We start from the raw sequence: 24,230 nt of genomic DNA on the forward strand, positions 1-24,230 counted from the left end.
GAGGAGCACCATGGCAACCCATCGGAAGAATTCGTCGAAGAAGCGGATGCGCGCCGGCGAGTTCGCCGTGGCGGCGTTTCTCGGTCTCGCGGTCACCGCCGCCCCAGCCGTCGCCGCTGCGGACACCACCGACGGACCGTCGACCGGACCGGCCTCAGATACCGATCACAAAGCCAGTGACAACAACGGCGCGTCCGGGGCGACGGGCTCGGGCACCGTCAAGAGCGGTGGGCTCGGTGCTTCCGACGACGACTCTGACGACCGCGGATCCGATACCCGGACCGGTGGCCTCGGAGGCGGAAGTCTCACCGACGATCACAAGAAAGACGACGACCAGAAGAACGACGACGACCCGATCGACAAGAAGCTCCTCGACAAGGTCGACGACAGCGCCACCGCTGGCAGCGGTGCGGAAAGCGGGGCCGAGGGCGGCAGTGACCTCGGTACGACCCCGATCCTGGAGGAGCAGCCACCCGCCGAGGGCGCCGGCACCGCCCCCACGGGGGAGACCGGTACCGAGACGACGACCGAACAACCCGGAACCGGCAGCAACACCGGAGGCACCGGCTCGACCGGCGGAGACGGCGCCACGACCGAACCCGCAGCCCAACCGCCGGTGACCGTGCCCGGAAGTGAGGGCGCCGAGGTGCCCACCGGCACCGTCGACGGCCCGTCGGACAATGCACCGGTGGTCGCCCCGGTGGTCGTTCCCGAGGTGGGTCACTCGGCGCAGTACGCAGCCTTGGCCGGTTCGGACGCGACGCCCACGCCGCCGGCGCTGGCGTCGGCGTTGTTCGAGATCGACATCGTGCCCAAGCCCCCGGTGATCCCGGCCTTCGAACCGTTCATGGGCATCGTCAATGCGCTGGCGGGATTCATCGACGCCATCTTCCCGCCGTACGCCCCCGATCCGATCCTCAACCCGACCCAGGTCGCAGCCGGTTGGGTGATGACGCTGTTCGCCGGGTTGCAGGGCACGTACTGGAATGGTGAGCCGACCCCGTTCACCTTCGGTGCGCTGGTTCTGGTGACGGCCGCCTACAGCCGCTACGAGCGGCTGGCCACCAACCAGTTGCCGGGCGAGCCGACGGTGTCGGCCGGCCCGCTGCCGTTGACCTGGAGACTCAAGAGCATCGATCCCAACGGCGACCCACTGGTCTACTCGGTGGACCTGAGCGGACAGCCGAGCAACGGCCTCATCACGATGAGTCCGGACGGCACCTTCAGCTTCGTGCCCAACTCGCTCGATGACCTCAACAACGGCACCGATGTCACGTTCACCGTCCGGGTCAACGACAGCCTGGGCTTCCTCGACCATCCGTTGACCCCGGAGGGCAACGACGCGTACTACACGGTGACCTTCCGCTACCCGGGCCTGGGCATCAACAACCTGCCGTACTTCGGCTCCGGCGGCCACGCACAGGTGACCGGATACGACCCCGTCACCGGCAAGGTCACCATCACCGCGGCGGCCACCGACGCCGATGGCGATCCGTTGACCTACACCGCTTCGGCCCTGTGGGGCAGCGTCGTTCGCAACGAAGACGGCACGTTCACCTACACCCCGACCGATGCAGCCCGGCACGGTGCCGCCGCACTGCTCGGCGTGAAAACCGATCTGGTTTCCATCTGGGCGAATGACGGCCGCGGCGGCATCACGCTGCTCCCGACCGTCGTCACCGTCGACATCGTCAGCGCCAACACCCCGCCGACGATCACCGTCGGCACCGCCACCACCGAACCGATCACCGGCATCATCACCGGCTCCTTCGAGGTCAAGGACGACGACGACGACCTCGTCATCGTGACCGGCGATGTGGTGACCCCGCGCGGCGGCGTCGTCGTGGTGACGCCGTTCGGCTACATGTACACCCCGACCCTGGCGGCGCGGTCGCAGGGCGGCACCGACACCTTCACCGTAACCCTCAACGATGCCCACGGTGGTGTCGTCGAAGTGTCGGTCACGGTGACCATCAACCGGATCAACTCCAACCCGATCGGCGGCATCACCGTTGCGCTGCCGGACTCCGACGGCGTCGTCCGCGGCACCGTCGCCGCCACCGACTTCGACGGTGACGACCTGACTTTCACGCTCGCCAACGGCGCCTCCTCCGGGCACAGCGCCAATGGCGGCATCGTGCTGCTCAACACCGACGGCACCTTCACGTTCATCCCGAAGCCGGCCGGCCTGCTCGGCGGCCTCACGCTGGATTCATTCGAGGTCCACGTCTCCGACGGTCGCGGCGGCACCACGACCACCACGGTCACGCTGTCCGCCGATCTGGACATCGATCCGGTGGTCACGTCCAACGTCGACGGTGTGGTCAAGGGCGGACTGCAGATAAGCAACAGTGCCAACACCGGTCTGCTGACCTACAGCCTGGGCAGTGGTCCGTCCAAGGGCACGGTGACGGTCAATGCCGATGGCACCTACACCTATACGGCGACGACGGCGGGTTGGAACGAGTCCGACACCTTCACCATCGTGGGCACGGTCGACGGCCAGTCGATCACGGTGGCGACCGTGTCGGTGATCCCCAAGCCGAATGTCGCGCCCACCGCCCCGCTCATCGGTGGCGACACCGTGATCGGTGGCTCGGGTATCGCCTCGGGCACCGTGCACGCCTCGGACGAGAACGGTGACACGCTGCATTACAGCGTCAACGGTCCCGGTGGCGGGTCGACGAAGGTGTTGGCCAACGGTGCGATCGTGACGGTCGACCAGAACGGTAACTGGCACTACATCCCGGGCATCGACAGCGGCGATCCGGTGTTCGGCGCCATCGCGTTGTCCACCTTCACGATCTATGTCACCGACGGTAAGGGTGGTGAGGCCAGCACGCTCATCACGGTCAACACCCATAACCTGAGCATTCCGGTGACGAAGTCGGGTAATGGTAACGGGACGGTGACCGGTGGGTTGACGTTGACTGCTGCTGAGCAGGGGTTGATGACCTATAGCGTGGGCAGTGGTCCGTCCAAGGGCACGGTGACGGTCAATCCCGATGGCACGTATACGTATACGGCGACGTCGGCGGGTTGGAACGAGACCGATACGTTCACGATCGTGGGCACGATCAACGGTCAGTCGATCACGGTGGCTGAGGTGTCGTTGGTGCCGAAGTCCAATACTGCGCCCACCGCGCCGTTGTTGGGTGGGGACACGGTGATCGGTGGTTCGGGTATTGCCTCGGGCACGGTGAATGCCTCGGATGCCGACGGCGATACGTTGCATTTCAGCGTCGATGGTCCCGGTGGTGCGTCGACGAAGGTGTTGTCCAACGGTGCGATCGTGACCGTGGATGCCAACGGCAAGTGGCATTACATTCCGGGTTTGAACAGTGGTGATCTCGGGGGGTTGGTCTCTTCGATCGCGTTGTCGACCTTCACGATTTATGTCACCGACGGTAAGGGTGGTCAGGCCAGCACGCTGATCACGGTCAATACCCACGAGCTCGATATCCCAGTCACCAAGGTGGTCAACGGTAATGGCACCGTGACCGGTGGGTTGGGGCTGTCTGCCGGCGAGCAGGGGTTGATGACCTACAGCGTGGGCAGTGGTCCGTCCAAGGGCACGGTGACGGTCAATCCCGATGGCACCTACACCTATACGGCGACGACGGCGGGTTGGAACGAGACCGACACGTTCACCATTGTGGGCACCGTTGGCGGCCAGTCGATCACGGTGGCCGAGGTGTCGGTGGTGCCCAAGTCCAACGCCGCCCCGACGGTGGATCCGATCGATCTGGTGACCGTGGTGGGCGGGTCGGGTATCGCGACCGGCAACGTCAGCGCCAATGACGCCAACGGTGACACGCTGCATTACAGCGTGACCGGCTACGGTGGTGCCTCGACGAAGGTGTTGGCCAACGGTGCGATCGTCTCGGTCGACCAGAACGGCAAGTGGTCCTACATCCCCGGGCCGAACAGTGGTGTGCTCGGGGTGATCCTGGCCTCGTCGTTCACGGTGTACGTCACCGATGGCAAGGGGGGAGAGGCCAGCACCCCGGTGGTGGTCACCACCCACGATCTGAGCATTCCGGTGACGAAGTCGGGTAATGGTAACGGGACGGTGACCGGTGGGTTGACGTTGACTGCTGCTGAGCAGGGGTTGATGACCTATAGCGTGGGCAGTGGTCCGTCCAAGGGCACGGTGACGGTCAATCCCGATGGCACGTATACGTATACGGCGACGTCGGCGGGTTGGAACGAGACCGATACGTTCACGATCGTGGGCACGATCAACGGTCAGTCGATCACGGTGGCTGAGGTGTCGTTGGTGCCGAAGTCCAATACTGCGCCCACCGCGCCGTTGTTGGGTGGGGACACGGTGATCGGTGGTTCGGGTATTGCCTCGGGCACGGTGAATGCCTCGGATGCCGACGGCGATACGTTGCATTTCAGCGTCGATGGTCCCGGTGGTGCGTCGACGAAGGTGTTGTCCAACGGTGCGATCGTGACCGTGGATGCCAACGGCAAGTGGCATTACATTCCGGGTTTGAACAGTGGTGATCTCGGGGGGTTGGTCTCTTCGATCGCGTTGTCGACCTTCACGATTTATGTCACCGACGGTAAGGGTGGTCAGGCCAGCACGCTGATCACGGTCAATACCCACGAGCTCGATATCCCAGTCACCAAGGTGGTCAACGGTAATGGCACCGTGACCGGTGGGTTGGGGCTGTCTGCCGGCGAGCAGGGGTTGATGACCTACAGCGTGGGCAGTGGTCCGTCCAAGGGCACGGTGACGGTCAATCCCGATGGCACCTACACCTATACGGCGACGACGGCGGGTTGGAACGAGACCGACACGTTCACGATCGTGGGCACCGTTGGCGGCCAGTCGATCACGGTGGCTGAGGTGTCGGTGGTGCCGAAGGTGAACAGCGGGCCCACCTCCAAGCCCCTTGACGGTGCGGTGATTGCCGGCGGCTCCGGCATCGCGACCGGCAACGTCGGCGCCAGCGACGACGACAACGACACGCTGCACTACAGCGTCACCGGCTACGGCGGCGGGTCGAGCAAGCTGCTGGGCAACGGTGCGATCGTGACCGTGGACGCCAACGGCAAGTGGTCCTACGTGCCGGGCCTGAACAGCGGCGTGCTCGGCGCGATCGTCGGATCGAGCTTCACGGTCTACGTCACCGATGGAAAGGGCGGTCAGACAAGCACACTCGTCACCGTCACCACGCACGACTTGAATCTGCCCGTCACCACCTCGACGTCGGCTGGTAACGGTATCGTCACCGGTGCGGTGCAGCTGACCGGTGCCGAACAGGGTGTACTCACCTACAGCGCGGGCAACGGTCCCAGCAAGGGCACCGTTGCGGTCAATGCCGACGGCACATACACATACACCCGCACGGTCGCGGGACACACCGGCGGTCCCACCGACAGCTTCGAGATCGTCGGCACCGTCGGCGGTGTCAGCATCGTCGTCGCCACGGTCACCGTCACGCCAACCCTGAGCAACGCCGCTCCGACCGCCGGGCAGACGACGATCACGGAATCCTCGCTGGGCGGTGACTTCCTGGGAATCCGCACACAGAGCACCAAGGGCAAGGTCACCGCCGCCGACGCCGACGGTGACGCGATCACCTACCCGGGTGGCTCCATCATCCCGGCGATCTACGGCACGGCAAACGGCGGCTCGGTGTCGTTCTACTCGGACGGCACCTTCACCTACACGATCACCAAGTCCAACAGCTACTTCCACGGTGCGGCTGCAGTCGGGGCCACCGGGCTGACGGTCAAGGACACCTTCACCATCACGGTCACCGACGCGCTGGGCGCCAGCGCCACGATCGTGGTCGAGGTGCCGGTCGAGAAGCTCAACGCGACGCCTTCCTCGAATGTCTCGACCAATGCCAGCTCGGACGCACTCGGCGTGGTGCGGGGCACGTTGAACGGGTCCGATAACGACGATGACGCGTTGACCTACAGCCTGGTCGGAGCCACCGGTGGCTCGGCCTACACCACCAACGGCGGCATCGTGACGCTGTCGGGCAACTCGTTCACCTATATCCCGACCAAATCGGGATCGACCACGGATACGTTCACGGTGACGGTTTCCGACGGCCATGGCGGCACCACCACGGCGACCATCTCGGTGGCGCAGGCAACGCCCTCACCGGTGACGGTCACCAACGGGGGCGCCAACATTCAAAACGTGACCCTGAACGTGCCGGGTGCCGACGCAGCGCTGCTGACCTTCAGCGTAGGTGCGCAGGGCACGAAGGGGACCGTCGTCCGCAATGCCGACGGAACCTACACCTACACCCGCAACGCGGCGCTGGGTCATTCGACAACTCCGAATGACACGTTCACCATCCTCGGCACCGACGCCAGTGGCAAGACGGTGACGATCGCGACCGTGAATGTCGCGCCGGCGATTCCGAACGCGGCGCCGGTGGCCGGCAGCACGGTCATCACCGGCTTTTCGATCGATGACAACCGGGTCCTGGGCATCGGCACACTCAAACAGACCACCACCGGTACGTTGAAGGCCACCGACGCCGACGGGGACACTGTCACGTTCACGCCGGGGTCCTTCTCCACCGCCAACGGCGGCACGGTCGCGGTCAATGCCGATGGCACCTTCACCTACACCATCGAGAAGGGCTTCTCCTACTACCACGGGGCGGCCAAGATCGGAGCGTCGGGCAGCGCGGTCGCCGACTCTTTCACGGCAACCGCGGTGGACGGTTTCGGCGGCAGCACCAGCTACTCCGTGTCGCTGTCGATCTACGCCATCAACAGCACCCCGACGATCTCCGGCGGCAGCAAGGCGCTGGGCAACGTCAGCTTCGTCAATGTCGATGACAACGACGGTGACAGCCTGACCTTCAGTCACAACGGATCGAGCTTCACCTTCGGCGGACGTGGGGTTGCCACCAGCACGCTGTGGGGTGGCAACCGGCTGACCGTCTCCGACGGCTACTACGTGGTGGTCAACGGCGTCGTGACCGGTACCCCCTCCACGGTGACGAAGACCTGGTAATCCGTGTCCGAGACCGCAAAGCAGCCCAAGAGATTTGCGTCATGACGATCGACGGACTGTCGCGTACCGAAGACCTTTCGGGTGAGACCGCCGAATCAGCGGTCGCAGACATCCAGCCCTGGGTCGATCTTCGCGCCCCGGACCCGCAGACCGCTGTGGTGCGCGGCGCGGTACGGATCGTCGGCCAGGGTGCGCAGCCGCTGAGCTTCGGGCCGCAGCAGTGCACCACGGCCAAGGATGGTGTCGTCACAGTGGACACGCGGACCGGGCAATTCACCTACACACCGTCGGTGGCCGCCCGCCAGGTCTCCCGGACGAGTGCGCACTACGGGGACACCGTCGACACCTTCACACTTGACGTGTTCGACCACCGTGGCGGCCGGGCTGAGGTGCACATTGTCGTCGAGATCCTGCCGGTCGATACCGCGTTGGGCGGCGCGAGGCGGGAAGCACCCGCGCAACCCAGCGGTGGTGTGAAGACCAGCACCCTTGTCGGCGGCGCCAAGGAGGTGCAGTGGTATCCGATCACCATCGACAGCGGATGCGCGCTGAGCGTCCTGTCGACCCTGGGCGGTACATCCTCGCTCGCTGTCGGCGCCAACGGCGATCACACGCTGACGTTCACCTCCTCGGGCGGTAGCTACTTCTCCAAGGGGCCGGCCGGCAGCGTCGTTCTTCGAGTCACCGATACCCACGGCCTCTACAGCGACAGGACCTACACCTACTGATCCGTGTCGCTGCCATTTCGAGCCGACGCAGAAGGAGTTGTGCGCCATCACCATCGACGATGTGCACCGCATGTACGACGCGGCGAAGGGCCGTCATCTCGGTCCGGAGACCGGTACCGGCATCACCGCGGTGCCCCGCTCCGGTCCGCAGGCGTGGACGCTTGCCACGCCGATCGTGTTGCGCGCCAACGAGGCTCCGGTCGCTGCCGTCGAGGTTGGCAACCCGCACCCGATCACCGGCGCGATCTTCGGCTCCGTCACCGCGGTGGACCAGGGCAACGGCGCGATCAGCTACGGGCCGACGCTCTTCACGACCGCCAAGGGCGGACTGGTGTCGGTCGGTGCAACATCGGGACACTTCACCTACACACCGTCGGTGCAGGCGCGGCAGGTGGCTCGGATGAGCAGCGAGGACGAGCACAAGTTCGACAGCTTCGAGGTGACGGTGTCCGACCTCTACGGCCGCAGCGTCGAGGTGCAGGTGCGGGTCCCTCTCTCGACCGCTCACGTGCCGCCCACCGGGGCTGCGCGACTGCGCATGCCCGATGCCAACGGCGTCGTGGTCGGACATATCGAGGGCACCGCGTGGGATGGTGCGAAACTCACCTACTCGCTGGCCAATGATGGCAACCCGGCCGATTCCACCGTCGAGTCCGCATACTCGCTCAAGGGTGGCCTCGTCCAGCTCGATCCGGCGACCGGACAATTCGTTTTCATACCCACCGTGTCCACGGCGGCGATCCCCGGTCTGGACACCGACCGCTTCGTGGTCACCGCCATCGACAATCAGGGCGGCACCGCCGATATCGTCGTCCGGCCGCTCGCGCATCTGAGGATAGACACCGAAACCACCGCAGTCACGCCCAACATGCAACGCGGTCGGCTGTCGGTGGCCTCCGACGGCGACGGCCCCATCAGCTTCGGCGTCGGTCGGCCGCCGGCCAAGGGCAGCGCGCAAGTGAGCAGCAACGGCACCTACGTCTACACCCGCACGCCCGGCCTGGGGCACGGCATCACCGCCGATGACTCGTTCACCATCATCGGCACCGACGACTTCGGACGCTCCATCACCGTCGCGACCGTCCAGGTCTGCCCACCGCTCGCCGATACGTCTCCCGTCACGGGCTGCGCGCAGCTCACGGAGTCGGTCGTCAACACCGCCGGCGTGCAGACCACACGCGGACGCATCGTCGCGACGGCAGCCGACGGGCGTCCATTGCGGGTCGAGGGTGGGGGACTGCCCGGCAATACCGTCATCTCCGCCAAGGGCAGCTCGGTGACGGTCAACGACGACGGCACGTTCACCTACTCCAGCGCCTTGAATACCACGATCGGACACGCCGCGGCCGCGGTCACGGCCCTGGCAGCCGACAAGCACGACCATTTCACCGTCACCGCCGAGGACGGCACGCTGGTGGTGGTGCCCGTGCATCTGCTGCCGCACAATCAGCTGCCGACCCAGAGCACCGTCGGCACGAGCGGACGGCTCGCCCTGCTCAAGACCGCTTCGTGGACCACCACGGTGGTCGATCCCGACGGTGACGACATCACCTTCGACGTCGTCCAGGACAACCCCCGCGGCTCGGTGTCGGTATACCGCACCCGGACCGGCGCATTCCTGGTGAACTACACCTCGACCTCCGGCAAGTGCGGCCGGTTTCACCCGAGCGAGAGCTTCACGGTGCGTTACTTCGACGGCCACGTCCGACCGGACGGGTCGCCGGCCTATGTGAGTGTGACGTACACATTCTGAGCCTCAGGCCCGCGTTGTTGCCCGTCGATCCCGCTGGGGACCGGCGGGCAATAACTGTTGGGGGGCCGTGGTTCATACTGGTGTAACTGTCCGTCCTGCGCAGCTGCTGCTGCGGGACGGGCGCAGACGAACTGATGAAGGTGGCACAGACATGTTTCGGCCAGCGATGACGAGGCGACAATGACACGGCTGGATTCCGTCGAACGGGCGGTAGCCGACATCGCGGCGGGTAAGGCGGTCGTGGTCATCGACGACGAGGACCGCGAGAACGAAGGCGATCTGATCTTCGCCGCGGAGAAGGCCACGCCCGAGCTCGTGGCATTCATGGTGCGGTACACCTCCGGTTACCTCTGCGTGCCCCTCGACGGTGCCATCTGCGATCGACTGGGCCTGCTGCCGATGTATGCGGTCAACCAGGACAAGCACGGCACCGCCTACACCGTGACCGTGGATGCCAAGAAGGACGTCGGGACCGGCATCTCGGCCTCCGACCGGGCGACCACGATGCGTGTGCTGGCGGACCCGACGGCAGTGGCCGAGGACTTCACGAAGCCCGGACACGTGGTGCCGCTGCGCGCCAAGGACGGCGGCGTGCTGCGCCGCCCCGGTCACACCGAGGCCGCCGTCGACCTGGCCAGGCTGGCGGGCCTGCAGCCTGCCGGTGCGATCTGCGAGATCGTCAGCCAGAAGGACGAGGGCTCGATGGCGCAGACCGAGGAGCTGCGGGTTTTCGCCGACGATCACGGGCTCGCCTTGATCTCCATCGCCGACCTCATCGAGTGGCGGCGCAAGCACGAGAAGCACATCGAACGCGTCGCCGAGGCGCGCATCCCCACCCGCCACGGTGAATTCCGGGCGGTCGGGTACACCTCCATCTACGAGGATGTCGAGCACGTCGCGCTGGTCCGCGGCGATATCTCCGGCGCCGAGTTCGATGGTCACGACGTGCTGGTGCGCGTGCACTCCGAGTGCCTGACCGGCGACGTGTTCGGCTCGCAGCGGTGCGATTGCGGTCCGCAACTGGATGCCGCGATGGCCATGGTGGCGCAGGAAGGACGCGGCATCGTGCTGTACATGCGCGGGCACGAAGGCCGCGGTATCGGCCTGCTGCACAAGTTGCAGGCATACCAGTTGCAGGACGCCGGCGCCGACACCGTCGACGCGAATCTGGAACTCGGCCTGCCTGCCGATGCCCGCGACTACGGCATCGGCGCGCAGATCCTGGTCGACCTGGGTGTGCGGTCGATGCGCCTGCTGACCAACAACCCGGCCAAGCGGGTGGGCCTGGACGGGTACGGCCTGCACATCACCGAGCGGGTACCGCTGCCCGTGCGTGCGAACGCCGAGAACATCCGCTATCTGATGACCAAACGAGACAGGATGGGCCACGACCTGGCCGGTCTTGAGGATTACGACCAGGCTCAGCCCGGTGGAGCGCTGTGAGCGGGCATACCGGTGCCATCCCGGACCTGCCGGATGTGGACGCCTCATCGGTGTCCCTGGGCATCGTGGTGAGCACCTGGCACGCCACCATCTGTGACGCATTGCTCGACGGCGCACTACGGGCCGCAAGCAAGCTCGGGGTGTCCGACCCGGCGGTCGTGCGGGTCCACGGCGCCATCGAGATCCCGGTGGTCGCCCAGGCCCTCGCGGCCAAGTACGACGCTGTCGTCGCGCTGGGCGTCGTCATCAGGGGCGAGACACCGCATTTCGATTACGTCTGCGATGCGGTCACCCAGGGTCTCACGCGGGTTTCACTGGACCTGTCCACCCCGGTGGCCAACGGCGTATTGACCACGAACACCGAACAGCAGGCGCTGGCTCGGGCCGGACTGCCCCAGTCCACCGAGGACAAGGGTGCTCAGGCCGCCGCCGCGGCGTTGTCGACTGCGCTGGTGCTGCGCGACCTCGCCTCATGACTCGGTCGGCCGACGATCAGGATTGGGACCTTGAGGTCCGGCCGCATCTGACCCCGTATTTCGTCTACGGCGCGGCCTTCCTGATCGCCGCCGCCCACATCACCGTCGGATTCCTGTTGAAGGTCGGGTCCAGCGGTGTGGTGTTCCGCACCGCAGACCAGGTGGGCATCGCGGCCGTGGGTCTGGTGATCGCATCCTGCGTGCTGTTACTGGCGCGGCCCCGGCTGCGGGTCGGACCCGCCGGCATCGCCGTGCGGAACGCATTGGGCTACAAACTCATTGCCTGGCCCGACGTCGTGGACGTGTCGTTCCCACCCGGCGCCCGGTGGGCGCGGATCGACTTGGCAGACGACGAATACACCGCGGCGATGGCCATCCAAGCTGTCGACAAAGAACGCGCCGTGGCGGCGATGGATCAGGTCCGCGCGCTCATGCGGCGCTACCAGAACCAGATCAATTCACGGTCAGCGTCATCGTGACCTCGGGCGCGTCATCATCCGCGCCCGCATCGCAGGACACCGTGGTGAATCCGAGGCTGTCGTAGACCGCCAACGCCGGGGCGTTGTCGCGGTTGACCCGCAAGGTGACCCGGTGCACCCGCTGGCTGCGCGCCCAATCGACCGCTCCCGCGACCAGCGTGCGCCCGAGCCCGCGGCCACGCGCGGTCGGATCCAGCCACAGCGAGTACAGGTACACCGATTCCGGCCCCTGGCGCTGAGCGCCGATCAGACCGACCGCCCGATTGTCGATGACGAGCGCGAACTGCGCGTGCGCGCGTAGCCGCCGGCGCCATTGCGCAGCGGTGAATGTGCTCTCATGCCGGTAATGCGGACTGCGGTCGCCCAGCGAATCGGTGAGCGCCCGCAATCGCATACCCGCGAAAGCGCGCCAGTCCGTCTCGGTGAGCCTGGCCACGCGCACCTGCCCCATGCCCATGGCTACAGTATCGCCGCCGGACGCTCGGGTAGGATCGACAAGTCGATGAGTACCTTGGATTTCGTGTCAGCCTCGGCTGACGGTATCGCCGACGCCGGCGTGCCGCTCGTCACAGCACCGACCCTGATCTCGGGCCTAGGCTCGTACCCCGCTCTGACGGCACCGCTGGTGGTCGGACGTCCACCGGCGACCGCGTTGATCTGGCGCAGGCTGGCCGAGGTCGCCGATTTCTACGGCACCGATATGCCCGCCGAGGATGCGTTGAGCGACGCACTCGACGGTCTGCTCGACCGGGCCGAAGCCGGCGCTGTGCTTGCCGCCGATGTGCTGGTCGTACCGATTCACGGACAAACCCAATTCCTGGTCTCTGCCGCCACGATCGATGTCCGCCGTGACGAACCCGTCGCGTTGGACGTGCGGCCGTATCGTTCGGTGCCTCATTGGCGGCGGATGGCAGGTGCCACCACCAGCCGTGCCGCTGACGATCTCGCCGGCCGGGAACTGGCTGCCGCCGGATACATCGACGTGGCAGACGAGTCGGGCGACCTGATAGGGCGGCCGCAGTGCGGTGCCCTCATCTTCGACACCGACCGGGGCCGTTTCGGCACCGGTGTCGACGTGCTCGATCTGTCGATCGCTGCAGGTCTGATGGCCGATATGCCACGTACCGACGAGCCCATCGATATCGGCAATGCCGTCGCCGCGCAATTTGTCTCGCCGCGATTCGAAGTCCATCCGGTCTCCGCCATCGGCGTGCGCCGATTCGAGGTGAATGTATGACGTTCCGGCCTGAGTCCTTCGAGGCATTGGTGATCGACGGCTACGGGTTCGACGAGGGCAAGCTCTCGCTGGGTTACACCCTGCGCGGACCGGAGCCGATGACGTTCGCCGAGGTGATCGATTTCGGCGAGACCCTCGGTGGCGCACGGCCACACCCGCTGTTGGCCCGGCTGCTCGCCATCACCTGCGCGCTGAGTTACTACAAGGCCGCCGCGCCCCCGAAGATCGAGATCGCCTTCGACACGCACGAGTTCGAGAAGCACTATCTGCGCACCCTGATCGAGGGCGGTCTCGGGGAGTTCGCGTATCGAAATGATCTCCCTGCAGCGCTGACCCCGCAGGTCGACGGGCCCTCGGCGGCCGAAACCCCGGTCGCCGACGATTTCGACGCCGGGGCCACCCCACTGGTGCCGGTCGGCGGCGGTAAGGATTCGGTCGTCAGCATCGAAGCTCTGCGTCGGCACGGCATGGCCCCGATGCTGTTCAGCGTCAACCGGTATGCCCCTATCGACCGGTGTATCGAGGTCAGCGGGTTGAGCAGCGTGCACGTGCGGCGCAGCATCGATCGGGCGCTCATCGAGGCCAATGCGAACGGGGCCTACAACGGTCACGTGCCGGTGACGGCGATCAACAGCGTGATCGGACTGATCGTCGCTCAGGCAAACGGATTCGGGCCCGTCGTGCTGTCCAACGAGCGGTCCTCCAACATCGGCAACATCGAGTGGCTCGGCCGCGATATCAACCACCAGTGGTCCAAGAGCTTGGCCTACGAGACGCTGCTGCGCGACACCTTGGCGCAGCACGGCTTCGCCCCCGACCGTTACTTCTCGCTGCTGCGCGGCCTGTCCGAATCCCAGATCGCCGATCGCTTCGCGCGCTGCACCGAGTACTTCGACGTGTTCACCAGCTGCAACCGACTGTTCGCACTCGATCCCGCCAGGCGCGCGACCTCATGGTGCGGCATCTGTCCCAAATGTCAGTTCGTCTTCGTGCTTCTGGCCCCGCGGCTGGGCCGGGCGAGCGTGGAGCAGATCTTCGGTCGCAACCTGTTCGCCGACGCCGGAAACCGTGATGGTTTCGCCGATATCCTCGGCATCGGGGTGCACAAGCCGTTCGAATGCGTCGGGGAGTACTACGAGGCTGCCGAGGCGATGTTGGCGGTGCTCGACGACCCGCAATGGCAGGACCTGGCGCTGGTCGCCGAGTTCAGTCGCCACCGCGATGCACTCGCCGCGATCGCTGTCGACCACGACACCGGACCCGCCCACCATCATGTGCCCGACCGGTATGCGAAGTCGCTCGATGATTGAGGTGGCGGGCCGCATCGTCGGTATCTGGGGGCTGGGCAAGGAAGGGCTCTCGATGGCCCGGACGGCGTCAGCACACGGTGCCGAGCGCATCATCGCGGTGGATGACCGCGCGATCGACGGCAGCGCACCCGATATGCCGCGGCTGACCGTCCACTACGGTCCCGATGCGCCGAATACGTTGCGCAACTGCGATATCGTATTCGTCAGCCCCGGCGTGCCGTGGCAGCATCCGGTCTACGAGGACATGCGGCGCAACGGTCCGCCGGTCTCCAGTGCCGCCGACTGGTACATGGCCCGCCACGGCGCGCAGACGATCGGTGTCACCGGCACCAAGGGCAAGAGCACCACGGCGTCGTTCCTGGCTCATCTGCTGGCCGGTCTCGGTGTGCCTGCCGTCGCGGCGGGCAACATCGGCACGCCGCTCTCGGACCTGTCGCCGGCGGCCGGGCAATGGGTTGTCGCCGAGCTGTCCAGCCAGCAGTGCGCGCTGCTGAGCACCTCGCCTGCGGTGGCGGTGATCACCAACCTCTACCAGGACCATCTCGACTGGCATGGCGACATCGCGTCCTACTACTCGGCCAAGGCTGCGGTATTCGCCCGCGGCGCACGGGTTCTGATCACCACGGCCGGGGTGACGTCGGCGTTACGTGGGATCGGTATCGAGGATTTCCCCCCACTGCGTGAGCTGTCGACGACGGAGGTGTATCGACCGGCGGGTGATTCGGTGTTGGCGTACCCGCACAACGCGGTCAATGCCGCTTTGGCCGCCGCGGCGGCGGCCGAGGTCCTCGGCAGGCCGGTGGCCGAGTCTGAGATCGATTCGGCGGCAGCCACTTTCACCGGTCTGCCGCACCGGCTGCAGACGGTGCGCACCACTGCGGGCAGGCGCTGGATCGACGACACGCTGGCCACCACGGGGGAGAGTGTGGTGGCTGCATTGTCGGCGATGCCCGACGACGACCGTATCGCGCTGATCGTGGGTGGGATGGACAGGTCATTGGATTACCGACAGGTCGACAGGTTCCTCTGCGCGGGCACCCGCGATGTGACCCTGATCCAGGCTCCCACCAACGGGCCGTTGATCGGGGTCGAGTTCGCCGAGGCGCACCCCGACCGGACGCACCGGGTCGGGGGGCTCGATGAGGCGGTGCGCCTGGCCGCGGGATTGCCCGGCATCGACGCCGTGCTGCTCTCCCCGGGGGCGGCCAGCTATGACCTCTACCGCAACTACGAGGCCAAAGGCGCAGCATTCTGCGCTGTCATCGACAGCCTCTAACCTGGACCTGTGCCAGACCCCGCGACCTACCGCCCGGCACCGGGTTCGATTCCTGTCGAACCCGGTGTCTATCGGTTCCGCGACCCGCACGGCCGGGTGATCTACGTCGGCAAGGCCAAGAGCCTGCGCAGCCGACTCAACTCGTACTTCGCCGATCTGTCGGCGCTGGCGCCGCGGACGCGCCAGATGGTCACCACCGCGGGCAGCGTCGAGTGGACGGTGGTGAGCACCGAGGTCGAGGCCCTCCAGCTGGAGTACAACTGGATCAAGGAGTTCGATCCGCGCTTCAACATCCGGTATCGCGACGACAAGTCCTATCCGGTGCTGGCGGTCACCCTCAACGAGGAGTATCCGCGACTGTTCGTCTACCGCGGACCGCGTCGTAAAGGTGTGCGTTACTTCGGCCCCTACGCGCATGCCTGGGCCATCCGCGAGACGTTGGACCTGTTGACCCGGGTGTTCCCCGCCCGCACGTGTTCGGGAGGGGTCTTCAAGCGGCACAGCCAGATCGACCGGCCGTGCCTGCTCGGGTACATCGACAAGTGTTCGGCACCGTGCGTGGGCAAGGTGGACGCCGCCGCCCACCGCAAGATCGTCGAGGACTTCTGCGACTTCCTTGCCGGCAAGACCGACCGGTTGGTGCGTGATCTGGAAAAGCAGATGAACTCCGCGGCAGAGGATCTGGACTTCGAGCGCGCAGCGCGGCTGCGCGATGACATCGGGGCTCTCCGTCGCGCACTGGAGAAACAGACCGTCGTGTTCGGCGACGGCACCGATGCCGACGTGGTGGCGTTCGCCGACGATGAGCTGGAAGCCGCCGTGCAGGTGTTCCACGTGCGCGGCGGCCGGGTGCGCGGGCAGCGGGGATGGGTGCTGGAGAAGTCTTCGGAGCCCGGTGCCTCGGGCCAGGAGTATCTCGTCGAGCAGTTCCTCACCCAGTTCTATGGTGATCAGGCCGAATTGGGCGCCGGCGGTACCGGCAACGTGTCCGCCGCGGATGATGCGACCACGCCGGTCCCGCGCGAGGTGCTGGTGCCGGTGCTGCCGGACAACGCCGAAGAATTGACCACCTGGCTCAGTGAGCTGCGCGGCTCCCGGGTCCGGTTACGTGTTCCGGTGCGCGGCGACAAGAAGGCACTTGCCGAGACGGTGCACCGCAACGCCAAGGAGGCGCTTGCCCAGCACAAACTCAAGCGCGCCGGTGATTTCAATGCGAGATCTGCTGCGCTGCAGAGTATTCAGGACTTCTTGGAATTGCCTGACGCGCCACTGCGCATCGAATGTGTCGATATCAGCCATGTGCAGGGCACCGATGTGGTCGCCTCGCTCGTCGTCTTCGAGGACGGCCTGCCGCGCAAATCCGACTACCGGCACTACGCCATCCGTGAGGCCGCCGGCGATGGCCGCTCCGATGACGTGGCCTCGATCGCCGAGGTGACCCGCCGCCGGTTCGCCCGCCATGTCGCCGATATCGAACAGCCGATGGTGGCCGAGGGTAAATCGCGCAGATTCGCCTACCCGCCGAACCTGTTCGTGGTCGACGGCGGCGCGCCGCAGGTCAATGCCGCCCAGGCGGTCCTCGACGATCTGGGCATCACCGATGTTGCGGTGATCGGGCTGGCCAAGCGCCTCGAGGAGGTGTGGGTCCCCGCCCTGGAAGGTGCGCCGAGCGAGCCGATCATCTTCCCGCGCACCAGCGAGGGGCTGTATCTGCTGCAGCGCATCCGCGATGAGGCGCACCGATTCGCCATCACCTTCCATCGGTCCAAGCGGTCCAAGCGGATGACGGCCTCGGCGCTGGACTCGGTGCGCGGGCTCGGGGAGCATCGTCGTAAGGCGCTGGTGACGCACTTCGGTTCGGTGGCGCGGCTGCGCTCGGCCAGCGTCGCGGAGATCACCGCGGTGCCCGGTATCGGGGTGGCCACGGCCGAGGCTGTCCTTGCGGCGCTGGGAGTCGAATCCGATTCGGCCGGCGACGCCCCGGTCGTTTCCGACCCGCCGGGCGCCGATGTGAACAATGATCGTGACGACACGGCACATGACGAGGCCGAGGCGGCAGTGCAGACCACATCAGAGACAACGACGGGGTGACTTACCAGGGCATGAGCGAAGAATCGGGAATCGACGTCGTCCTGGTCACCGGATTGTCCGGTGCCGGCCGGGGCACCGCCGCCAAGGTGCTCGAGGATCTCGGCTGGTACGTCGCCGACAACCTGCCCCCGGAGCTGATCGCCCGGATGGTCGATCTGGGGCTGGACGCCGGGTCGCGGATCACCCAGCTGGCGCTGGTGATGGATGTCCGCTCGCGCGGATTCACCGGTGATCTCGACTCAGTGCGTAACGAGCTGGCGACCCGCGGGATCACGCCGCGCGTGCTGTTCATGGAGGCAGCGGACGACATCCTGGTGCGTCGGTACGAACAAAACCGCCGAAGTCATCCGTTGCAGGGCAACCAGACCCTTGCCGAGGGCATCGCCGCCGAGCGTGCGATGCTCGCCCCCGTCCGGGCCGGCGCCGACCTTGTGATCGACACCTCGAAGCTGGCGGTACCCGCGCTGCGCGAGAGCATCGAGCGCGCGTTCGGGGGTGAGGCCGTCGCCGAGACCAATGTCACCGTCGAGTCCTTCGGCTACAAGTACGGCCTGCCGATGGACGCCGATACCGTGATGGACGTCCGGTTCCTGCCCAACCCGCACTGGGTGGACGAGCTGCGACCGCACACCGGCCAGCATCCGGCCGTTCGGGATTTCGTGCTCGGACAGGACGGGGCCGCGGAGTTCCTGGACACCTACCATCGACTGCTTGGCGTCGTCATCGACGGCTACCGGCGGGAGGGAAAGCGCTACATGACGGTGGCAATCGGCTGCACCGGCGGCAAGCATCGCAGCGTGGCGATCGCCGAAGCGCTGGCCGGGTTGCTGCAGGAGGGTGACGCGAACTTGACGGTACGGGCACTGCACCGAGACCTCGGACGCGAGTGAGAGTCACGTCATGAGCTCACCGCGCATCGTCGCCCTCGGCGGAGGGCACGGTCTGTACGCGACGCTGTCGGCTGCCAGACGGCTCAGTCCGCACGTGACCGCCATCGTCACCGTCGCCGATGACGGCGGCTCGTCGGGCCGGCTGCGCAGCGAACTGGACGTCATCCCTCCGGGTGACCTGCGAATGGCGTTGGCGGCGTTGGCCTCCGACAGCCCGCATGGCCGCCTCTGGGCGACGATCATCCAGCACCGGTTCGGCGGTAGTGGCGCCCTGGCCGGCCACCCCATCGGCAACCTGCTGCTCGCGGGTCTGAGCGAGGTGCTCGCCGATCCGGTGGCCGCGCTCGACGAGCTGGGCCGCATCCTGGACCTCAAGGGCCGCGTCCTGCCGATGTGCCCGGTGGCGCTGCAGATCGAGGCCGACGTGGCAGGGCTGGAATCCGACCCGCGGATGTTCCGGGTGATCCGCGGACAGGTGGCGGTCGCGACCACCGTCGGGCAGGTCCGCCGGGTGCGGCTGTTGCCCGGTGATCCGCCGGCCACCCGACAGGCGGTGGACGCCATCATGGCCGCCGACCTGGTGGTGCTCGGACCCGGCTCGTGGTTCACCAGCGTCATCCCGCACGTGCTGGTGCCCGGACTGGCCGCGGCACTCAATGCCACCACCGCCCGCCGGGCGTTGGTACTCAATCTGGCCGCCGAGCCGGGGGAGACCGCCGGATTCTCCGCCGAGCGCCATATCCACGTCCTCGCCCAGCACGCGCCGGGCTTCCGCGTCGACGAGATCATCATCGACGCCTGCCGGGTGCCCAGCGACCGTGAGCGCGAGCAACTGGTGCGGACCGCCGCACTTTTGGGTGCTCAAGTCGAGTTTGCCGACGTATCCCGACCTGGTACACAGTTACATGACCCGTCGATGCTGGCCGCCGCGCTGGAAGGTGTGCGGGTGCGCGGACCGATGCCCGGCGTCATCGGCGAACAACCGACAACCCCCGCGCCGGTCCGGCCGGGCGACCTGCGACACGGAGAACACGGGCAGCGATCAATGAACGCACCAAGGGGGGACGACTCGTGGCGATGACGGCCGAGGTCAAGGACGAGCTGAGTCGCCTGGTCGTGAGCTCGGTCAGCGCGCGCCGCGCCGAGGTGTCGGCGCTACTGCGGTTCGCAGGGGGCCTGCACATCGTCGCGGGCCGGGTTGTGGTGGAGGCCGAGGTGGATCTCGGCATCATCGCCCGCCGCCTGCGCAAGGACATCTACGACCTGTACGGCTACAACGCCGTGGTGCACGTGCTGTCGGCAAGCGGCATCCGTAAGAGCACCCGGTATGTGGTGCGGGTGGCCAAGGACGGAGAGGCCCTGGCCCGCCAGACCGGGCTGCTGGACCTGCGCGGCCGGCCGGTGCGCGGGCTGCCTGCCCAGGTGGTCGGCGGCAGCGTCGCCGATGCCGAAGCCGCTTGGCGCGGAGCGTTTTTGGCCCACGGCTCACTGACCGAGCCGGGCCGTTCGTCGGCGCTGGAAGTCAGCTGCCCCGGCCCGGAGGCCGCCCTGGCTCTCGTCGGCGCGGCCCGTCGTCTCGGCATCAGCGCCAAGGCCAGGGAGGTGCGTGGCAGCGACCGCGTCGTGGTGCGCGACGGGGAGGCCATCGGCGCCCTGCTCACCAGGATGGGCGCCCAGGACACCAGGTTGACCTGGGAGGAACGGCGGATGCGTCGTGAGGTGCGGGCCACCGCCAACCGGCTCGCCAATTTCGACGATGCCAACCTGCGCCGCTCGGCCAGGGCCGCCGTCGCCGCCGCCGCCCGGGTGGAGCGCGCGCTGGACATCCTGGGTGATACCGTGCCGGATCACCTGGCCCAGGCCGGCAGGCTTCGGGTTGAACACCGGCAGGCGTCGCTGGAGGAATTGGGCAGGCTGGCCGAGCCGCCGATGACCAAAGACGCAGTGGCCGGGCGTATCCGGCGACTGTTGTCGATGGCGGACCGGAAGGCCAAACAGGACGGCATTCCCGACACCGAGTCTGCGGTCACCCCCGATCTGCTCGAGGACGCCTGACCAGCGTGCACACGCCGAAACCGGCACTACTAGGCTGGTGGGCGAGCAGTTCACCGCGATTTTTCCCACAACCGCGATTTCCCCACAACTAGGAGAGACACGTGACCATCCGGGTAGGCGTTAACGGCTTCGGTCGAATCGGACGCAACTTCTTCCGCGCCCTCGACGCGCAGAAGGCGGCGGGCAAGAACACCGACATCGAGATCGTCGCTGTCAACGACCTGACCTCGAACGCGACGCTCGCGCACCTGCTGAAGTTCGACTCGATCCTCGGCCGGCTGCCCTACGACGTCAGCCTGGAGGGCGAGGACACCATCGTCGTCGGCGACCAGAAGATCAAGGCGCTCTCGGTCAAGGAAGGCCCGTCGGCGCTGCCGTGGGGCGACCTCGGGGTCGACGTCGTGGTCGAGTCGACCGGCATCTTCACCAAGCGTGACAAGGCGCAGGGCCACCTCGACGCCGGTGCCAAGAAGGTCATCATCTCCGCGCCCGCCAGCGACGAGGACATCACCATCGTGCTCGGCGTGAACGAGGACAAGTACGACGGCAGCCAGAACATCATTTCCAACGCCTCGTGCACCACCAACTGCCTCGGCCCGCTGGCCAAGGTCCTCAACGACGAGTTCGGCATCGTCAAGGGCCTGATGACCACCATCCACGCCTACACCCAGGACCAGAACCTGCAGGACGGCCCGCACAGCGATCTGCGCCGTGCCCGCGCCGCCGCCATCAACATCGTGCCGACCTCGACCGGCGCGGCCAAGGCCATCGGCCTGGTGCTTCCCGAGCTGAAGGGCAAGCTGGACGGCTACGCCCTGCGGGTACCGATCCCCACGGGCTCGGTGACCGACCTGACCGCCGAGCTGAAGAAGTCGGCGACCGCCGACGAGATCAACGCCGCCATGAAGGCCGCAGCCGAGGGCAAGCTCAAGGGCATCCTGAAGTACTACGACGCCCCGATCGTCTCCAGCGATATCGTCACCGACCCGCACAGCTCGCTGTTCGACGCCGGTCTGACCAAGGTCATCGACAACCAGGCCAAGGTCGTCTCCTGGTACGACAACGAGTGGGGCTACTCCAACCGCCTCGCCGATCTGGTTGCGCTGGTCGGTAAGTCGCTGTAGCTCGCGATCATGGCGATCAAATCACTGTCTGACCTGCTCGCCGACGGTGTTGAAGGTCGGGGCGTGCTGGTGCGCTCCGACCTCAACGTCCCCCTCGACGACAGCGGGAACATCACCGATCCGGGGCGCATCATCGCCTCGGTCCCCACGCTGAAGGCACTCGCCGAGGCCGGCGCCAAGGTCGTGGTGACCGCGCACCTGGGCCGCCCCAAGGGTGAGCCGGATCCGAAGTTCTCCCTCGCCCCCGTCGCGGCGGCGTTGGGGGAGCGCCTCGGCAGGCACGTGCAGTTGGCCGGCGATGTCGTCGGTACCGATGCGCTTGCCCGCGCCGAAGGTCTCACCGACGGTGACGTGCTGCTGCTGGAGAACATCCGCTTCGACGCGCGGGAGACCTCCAAGGATGACGCCGAGCGCCTCGCGCTCGCCAAGGCGCTCGCCGGACTCGTCGAGGCCGCCGACGGAACCCCCGGCGCGTTCGTCTCCGACGGGTTCGGTGTCGTGCACCGCAAGCAGGCCTCGGTCTACGACGTCGCCACGCTGCTGCCGCATTACGCGGGCACGCTGGTCGACACCGAGGTCAAGGTGCTCGAGCAGCTGACCAGCTCGACCGAGCGGCCGTACGCCGTGGTGCTCGGCGGGTCCAAGGTCTCCGACAAGCTCGCGGTGATCGAGAACCTGGCCACCAAGGCCGACAGTATCGTCATCGGCGGCGGCATGTGCTTCACCTTCCTTGCCGCACAGGGCGTTTCGGTCGGTTCCTCGCTGCTGCAGGAGGAGATGATCGATACGTGCAAGAAGCTGCTGGAGACCTACGGTGACGTGATCCACCTGCCGGTGGACATCGTGGCGGCGGAGAAGTTCGCCGCCGATGCCGCGGCCGAGACGGTGGCCGCCGACCAGATCCCCGACGGCAAGATGGGCCTGGACATCGGGCCCGAGTCGGTCAAGCGGTTCAGCGCGCTGCTGTCCAACGCCAAGACGGTGTTCTGGAACGGCCCGATGGGTGTCTTCGAGTTCGAGGCGTTCTCGGCGGGCACCAAGGGTGTCGCCGAGGCCATCATCGGGGCCACCGGCAAGGGTGCGTTCAGTGTCGTCGGCGGTGGCGATTCCGCGGCCGCGGTGCGGCTGCTGGGTCTGCCGGAGGACGGCTTCTCGCACATCTCGACCGGCGGCGGGGCGTCGCTGGAGTATCTGGAGGGCAAGACCCTCCCCGGTATTGACGTTCTGGAGGCGTGAGACATGGCACGTAAGCCGCTGATCGCCGGCAACTGGAAGATGAACCTCAATCACTTCGAGGCCATCGCTCTGGTGCAGAAGATCGCATTCGCCTTGCCGGACAAGTACTTCGACAAGGTCGACGTGACCGTCATCCCGCCGTTCACCGATCTGCGCAGCGTGCAGACACTGGTCGACGGGGACAAACTGCGCCTGACCTACGGTGCGCAGGACGTCTCGCAGCACGACTCGGGTGCCTATACCGGTGAGATCAGCGGCGCGTTCCTGGCCAAGCTGGGTGTCACCTTCGCCGTCGTCGGACACTCCGAGCGGCGCACCTACCACGGTGAGACCGACGAGCTGGTGGCCGCCAAGGCGGCCGCCGCCCTCAAGCACGGCCTCACCCCGATCGTGTGCATCGGTGAATCCCTGGAGGTCCGCGAGGCGGGCAACCACGTCGAGTTCAACGTGGAGTCGCTGCGGGGCTCCCTGGCCGGCCTGAAGGCCGACCAGATCGCCCAGGTCGTCATCGCCTACGAGCCCGTCTGGGCGATCGGTACCGGCCGGGTGGCCAGCGCCGCCGATGCGCAGGAAGTGTGCGCCGCGATCCGCGCCGAGTTGGCGGAGTTGGCGAACAAGGACGTGGCGGCCTCGGTGCGGGTGCTCTACGGCGGCTCCGTGAACGCCAAGAATGTCGGTGAGATCGTCGGGCAGACCGATGTCGACGGCGCGCTGGTCGGCGGTGCCTCGCTGGACGGCGAGCAGTTCGCCACCCTGTCGGCCATCGCGGCCGGCGGGCCACTGCCCTGATCTGCCCTGATGGCGAGGTGATTTCGGTGAGATCCCGTGCGTCCAGAGCACGTTTTCGCACCGAAATCACCTCCGTGTAGGCTGACCGGCATGGAACTCGCCCTGCAGATCGTGCTTGTCATCACCAGTCTGTTGACGGTGCTGCTGGTACTGCTGCACCGCGCCAAGGGCGGCGGTCTGTCCACCCTCTTCGGTGGTGGCGTGCAGTCCAGCCTGTCCGGGTCGACGGTCGTCGAGAAGAACCTCGACCGATTGACCCTCTTCGTCATCGGCATCTGGCTGGTGTCGATCGTGGGCATGGCGCTGCGCATCAAATACAACGCCTGACCCCCCGGCTCTGCATTAT

The 24,230-nt window shown here is 66.7% G+C and carries 18 protein-coding genes; 17 read left to right on the plus strand and 1 reads right to left on the minus strand.

What is annotated here, in order from left to right:
- The first annotated feature begins 10 nt into the window (after positions 1 to 10).
- The 6 genes from PGN27_RS00235 (at position 11) to PGN27_RS00260 (ending at position 11,876) form a co-directional block, all read left to right on the plus strand.
- Positions 11 to 6,997: a beta strand repeat-containing protein gene (locus PGN27_RS00235; protein ID WP_335324271.1), complete on the plus strand. Its 6,987-nt coding sequence runs from the start codon at positions 11 to 13 to the stop codon at positions 6,995 to 6,997.
- 41 nt (positions 6,998 to 7,038) lie between these two features.
- Positions 7,039 to 7,725 carry a hypothetical protein gene (locus tag PGN27_RS00240; RefSeq protein ID WP_335324272.1) on the plus strand — a complete coding sequence of 229 codons (687 nt, stop codon included), beginning with the start codon at positions 7,039 to 7,041 and terminating at the stop codon, positions 7,723 to 7,725.
- A gap of 37 nt (positions 7,726 to 7,762) precedes the next feature.
- Entirely contained in the window at positions 7,763 to 9,478 is a 1,716-nt protein-coding gene (locus PGN27_RS00245) for a VCBS domain-containing protein (protein ID WP_335324273.1), read from the plus strand.
- 180 nt (positions 9,479 to 9,658) lie between these two features.
- Positions 9,659 to 10,921, plus strand: coding sequence for a bifunctional 3,4-dihydroxy-2-butanone-4-phosphate synthase/GTP cyclohydrolase II (locus tag PGN27_RS00250; RefSeq protein WP_335324274.1), 1,263 nt, complete (start codon positions 9,659 to 9,661; stop codon positions 10,919 to 10,921).
- The gene (ribH, locus tag PGN27_RS00255; protein WP_335324275.1) at positions 10,918 to 11,397 is read left to right on the plus strand and encodes a 6,7-dimethyl-8-ribityllumazine synthase; all 480 of its coding nucleotides are present in this window, start codon (positions 10,918 to 10,920) and stop codon (positions 11,395 to 11,397) included. The genes PGN27_RS00250 and ribH overlap by 4 nt, the downstream gene beginning before the upstream one ends.
- Positions 11,394 to 11,876: a PH domain-containing protein gene (locus PGN27_RS00260; RefSeq protein WP_335324276.1), complete on the plus strand. Its 483-nt coding sequence runs from the start codon at positions 11,394 to 11,396 to the stop codon at positions 11,874 to 11,876. Before ribH ends, PGN27_RS00260 begins: the two co-directional genes overlap by 4 nt.
- Here the strand turns inward: PGN27_RS00260 and PGN27_RS00265 are convergent.
- Positions 11,851 to 12,333: a GNAT family N-acetyltransferase gene (locus PGN27_RS00265; RefSeq protein ID WP_335324277.1), complete on the minus strand. Its 483-nt coding sequence runs from the start codon at positions 12,331 to 12,333 to the stop codon at positions 11,851 to 11,853. The genes PGN27_RS00260 and PGN27_RS00265 overlap by 26 nt on opposite strands.
- 63 nt (positions 12,334 to 12,396) lie before the next feature.
- Here PGN27_RS00265 and PGN27_RS00270 point away from each other — a divergent pair, with 63 nt between their 5' ends.
- The 11 genes from PGN27_RS00270 (at position 12,397) to secG (ending at position 24,211) form a co-directional block, all read left to right on the plus strand.
- Entirely contained in the window at positions 12,397 to 13,113 is a 717-nt protein-coding gene (locus PGN27_RS00270; protein ID WP_335324278.1) for a hypothetical protein, read from the plus strand.
- Positions 13,110 to 14,423 (plus strand): MurL-like N-terminal domain-containing, encoded by a 1,314-nt coding sequence (locus PGN27_RS00275; RefSeq protein WP_335324279.1) that lies wholly within the window; start codon positions 13,110 to 13,112, stop codon positions 14,421 to 14,423. Before PGN27_RS00270 ends, PGN27_RS00275 begins: the two co-directional genes overlap by 4 nt.
- Entirely contained in the window at positions 14,416 to 15,699 is a 1,284-nt protein-coding gene (gene murD / locus PGN27_RS00280; protein ID WP_335324280.1) for a UDP-N-acetylmuramoyl-L-alanine--D-glutamate ligase, read from the plus strand. The genes PGN27_RS00275 and murD overlap by 8 nt, the downstream gene beginning before the upstream one ends.
- 9 nt (positions 15,700 to 15,708) lie before the next feature.
- Entirely contained in the window at positions 15,709 to 17,790 is a 2,082-nt protein-coding gene (gene uvrC, locus PGN27_RS00285) for an excinuclease ABC subunit UvrC (protein WP_335324281.1), read from the plus strand.
- Between the two features lie 11 nt (positions 17,791 to 17,801).
- The gene (gene rapZ, locus PGN27_RS00290; RefSeq protein ID WP_335324282.1) at positions 17,802 to 18,680 is read left to right on the plus strand and encodes an RNase adapter RapZ; all 879 of its coding nucleotides are present in this window, start codon (positions 17,802 to 17,804) and stop codon (positions 18,678 to 18,680) included.
- A gap of 10 nt (positions 18,681 to 18,690) precedes the next feature.
- On the plus strand, positions 18,691 to 19,761 hold the full coding sequence (locus tag PGN27_RS00295; protein WP_335324283.1) for a gluconeogenesis factor YvcK family protein: 1,071 nt from the start codon (positions 18,691 to 18,693) through the stop codon (positions 19,759 to 19,761).
- The gene (gene whiA, locus PGN27_RS00300) at positions 19,758 to 20,735 is read left to right on the plus strand and encodes a DNA-binding protein WhiA (protein ID WP_030135679.1); all 978 of its coding nucleotides are present in this window, start codon (positions 19,758 to 19,760) and stop codon (positions 20,733 to 20,735) included. Before PGN27_RS00295 ends, whiA begins: the two co-directional genes overlap by 4 nt.
- Positions 20,736 to 20,836: 101 nt before the next feature.
- Positions 20,837 to 21,859: a type I glyceraldehyde-3-phosphate dehydrogenase gene (gene gap / locus PGN27_RS00305; RefSeq protein WP_019513457.1), complete on the plus strand. Its 1,023-nt coding sequence runs from the start codon at positions 20,837 to 20,839 to the stop codon at positions 21,857 to 21,859.
- A 9-nt stretch (positions 21,860 to 21,868) separates the two neighbouring features.
- Complete coding sequence (locus PGN27_RS00310; RefSeq protein WP_335324284.1) at positions 21,869 to 23,095, plus strand: phosphoglycerate kinase; 1,227 nt, start codon at positions 21,869 to 21,871, stop codon at positions 23,093 to 23,095.
- A 3-nt stretch (positions 23,096 to 23,098) separates the two neighbouring features.
- A complete protein-coding gene (tpiA, locus tag PGN27_RS00315; RefSeq protein WP_335324285.1) occupies positions 23,099 to 23,884 on the plus strand; it encodes a triose-phosphate isomerase in 786 nt (261 codons plus the stop codon).
- Positions 23,885 to 23,974: 90 nt separating this feature from the next.
- A complete protein-coding gene (gene secG, locus PGN27_RS00320) occupies positions 23,975 to 24,211 on the plus strand; it encodes a preprotein translocase subunit SecG (protein ID WP_030135676.1) in 237 nt (78 codons plus the stop codon).
- Positions 24,212 to 24,230: the final 19 nt, after the last annotated feature.

Origin of the sequence: Mycolicibacterium neoaurum (genome assembly GCF_036946495.1) — a bacterium.
GTDB classification, from domain to species: domain Bacteria; phylum Actinomycetota; class Actinomycetes; order Mycobacteriales; family Mycobacteriaceae; genus Mycobacterium; species Mycobacterium neoaurum_B.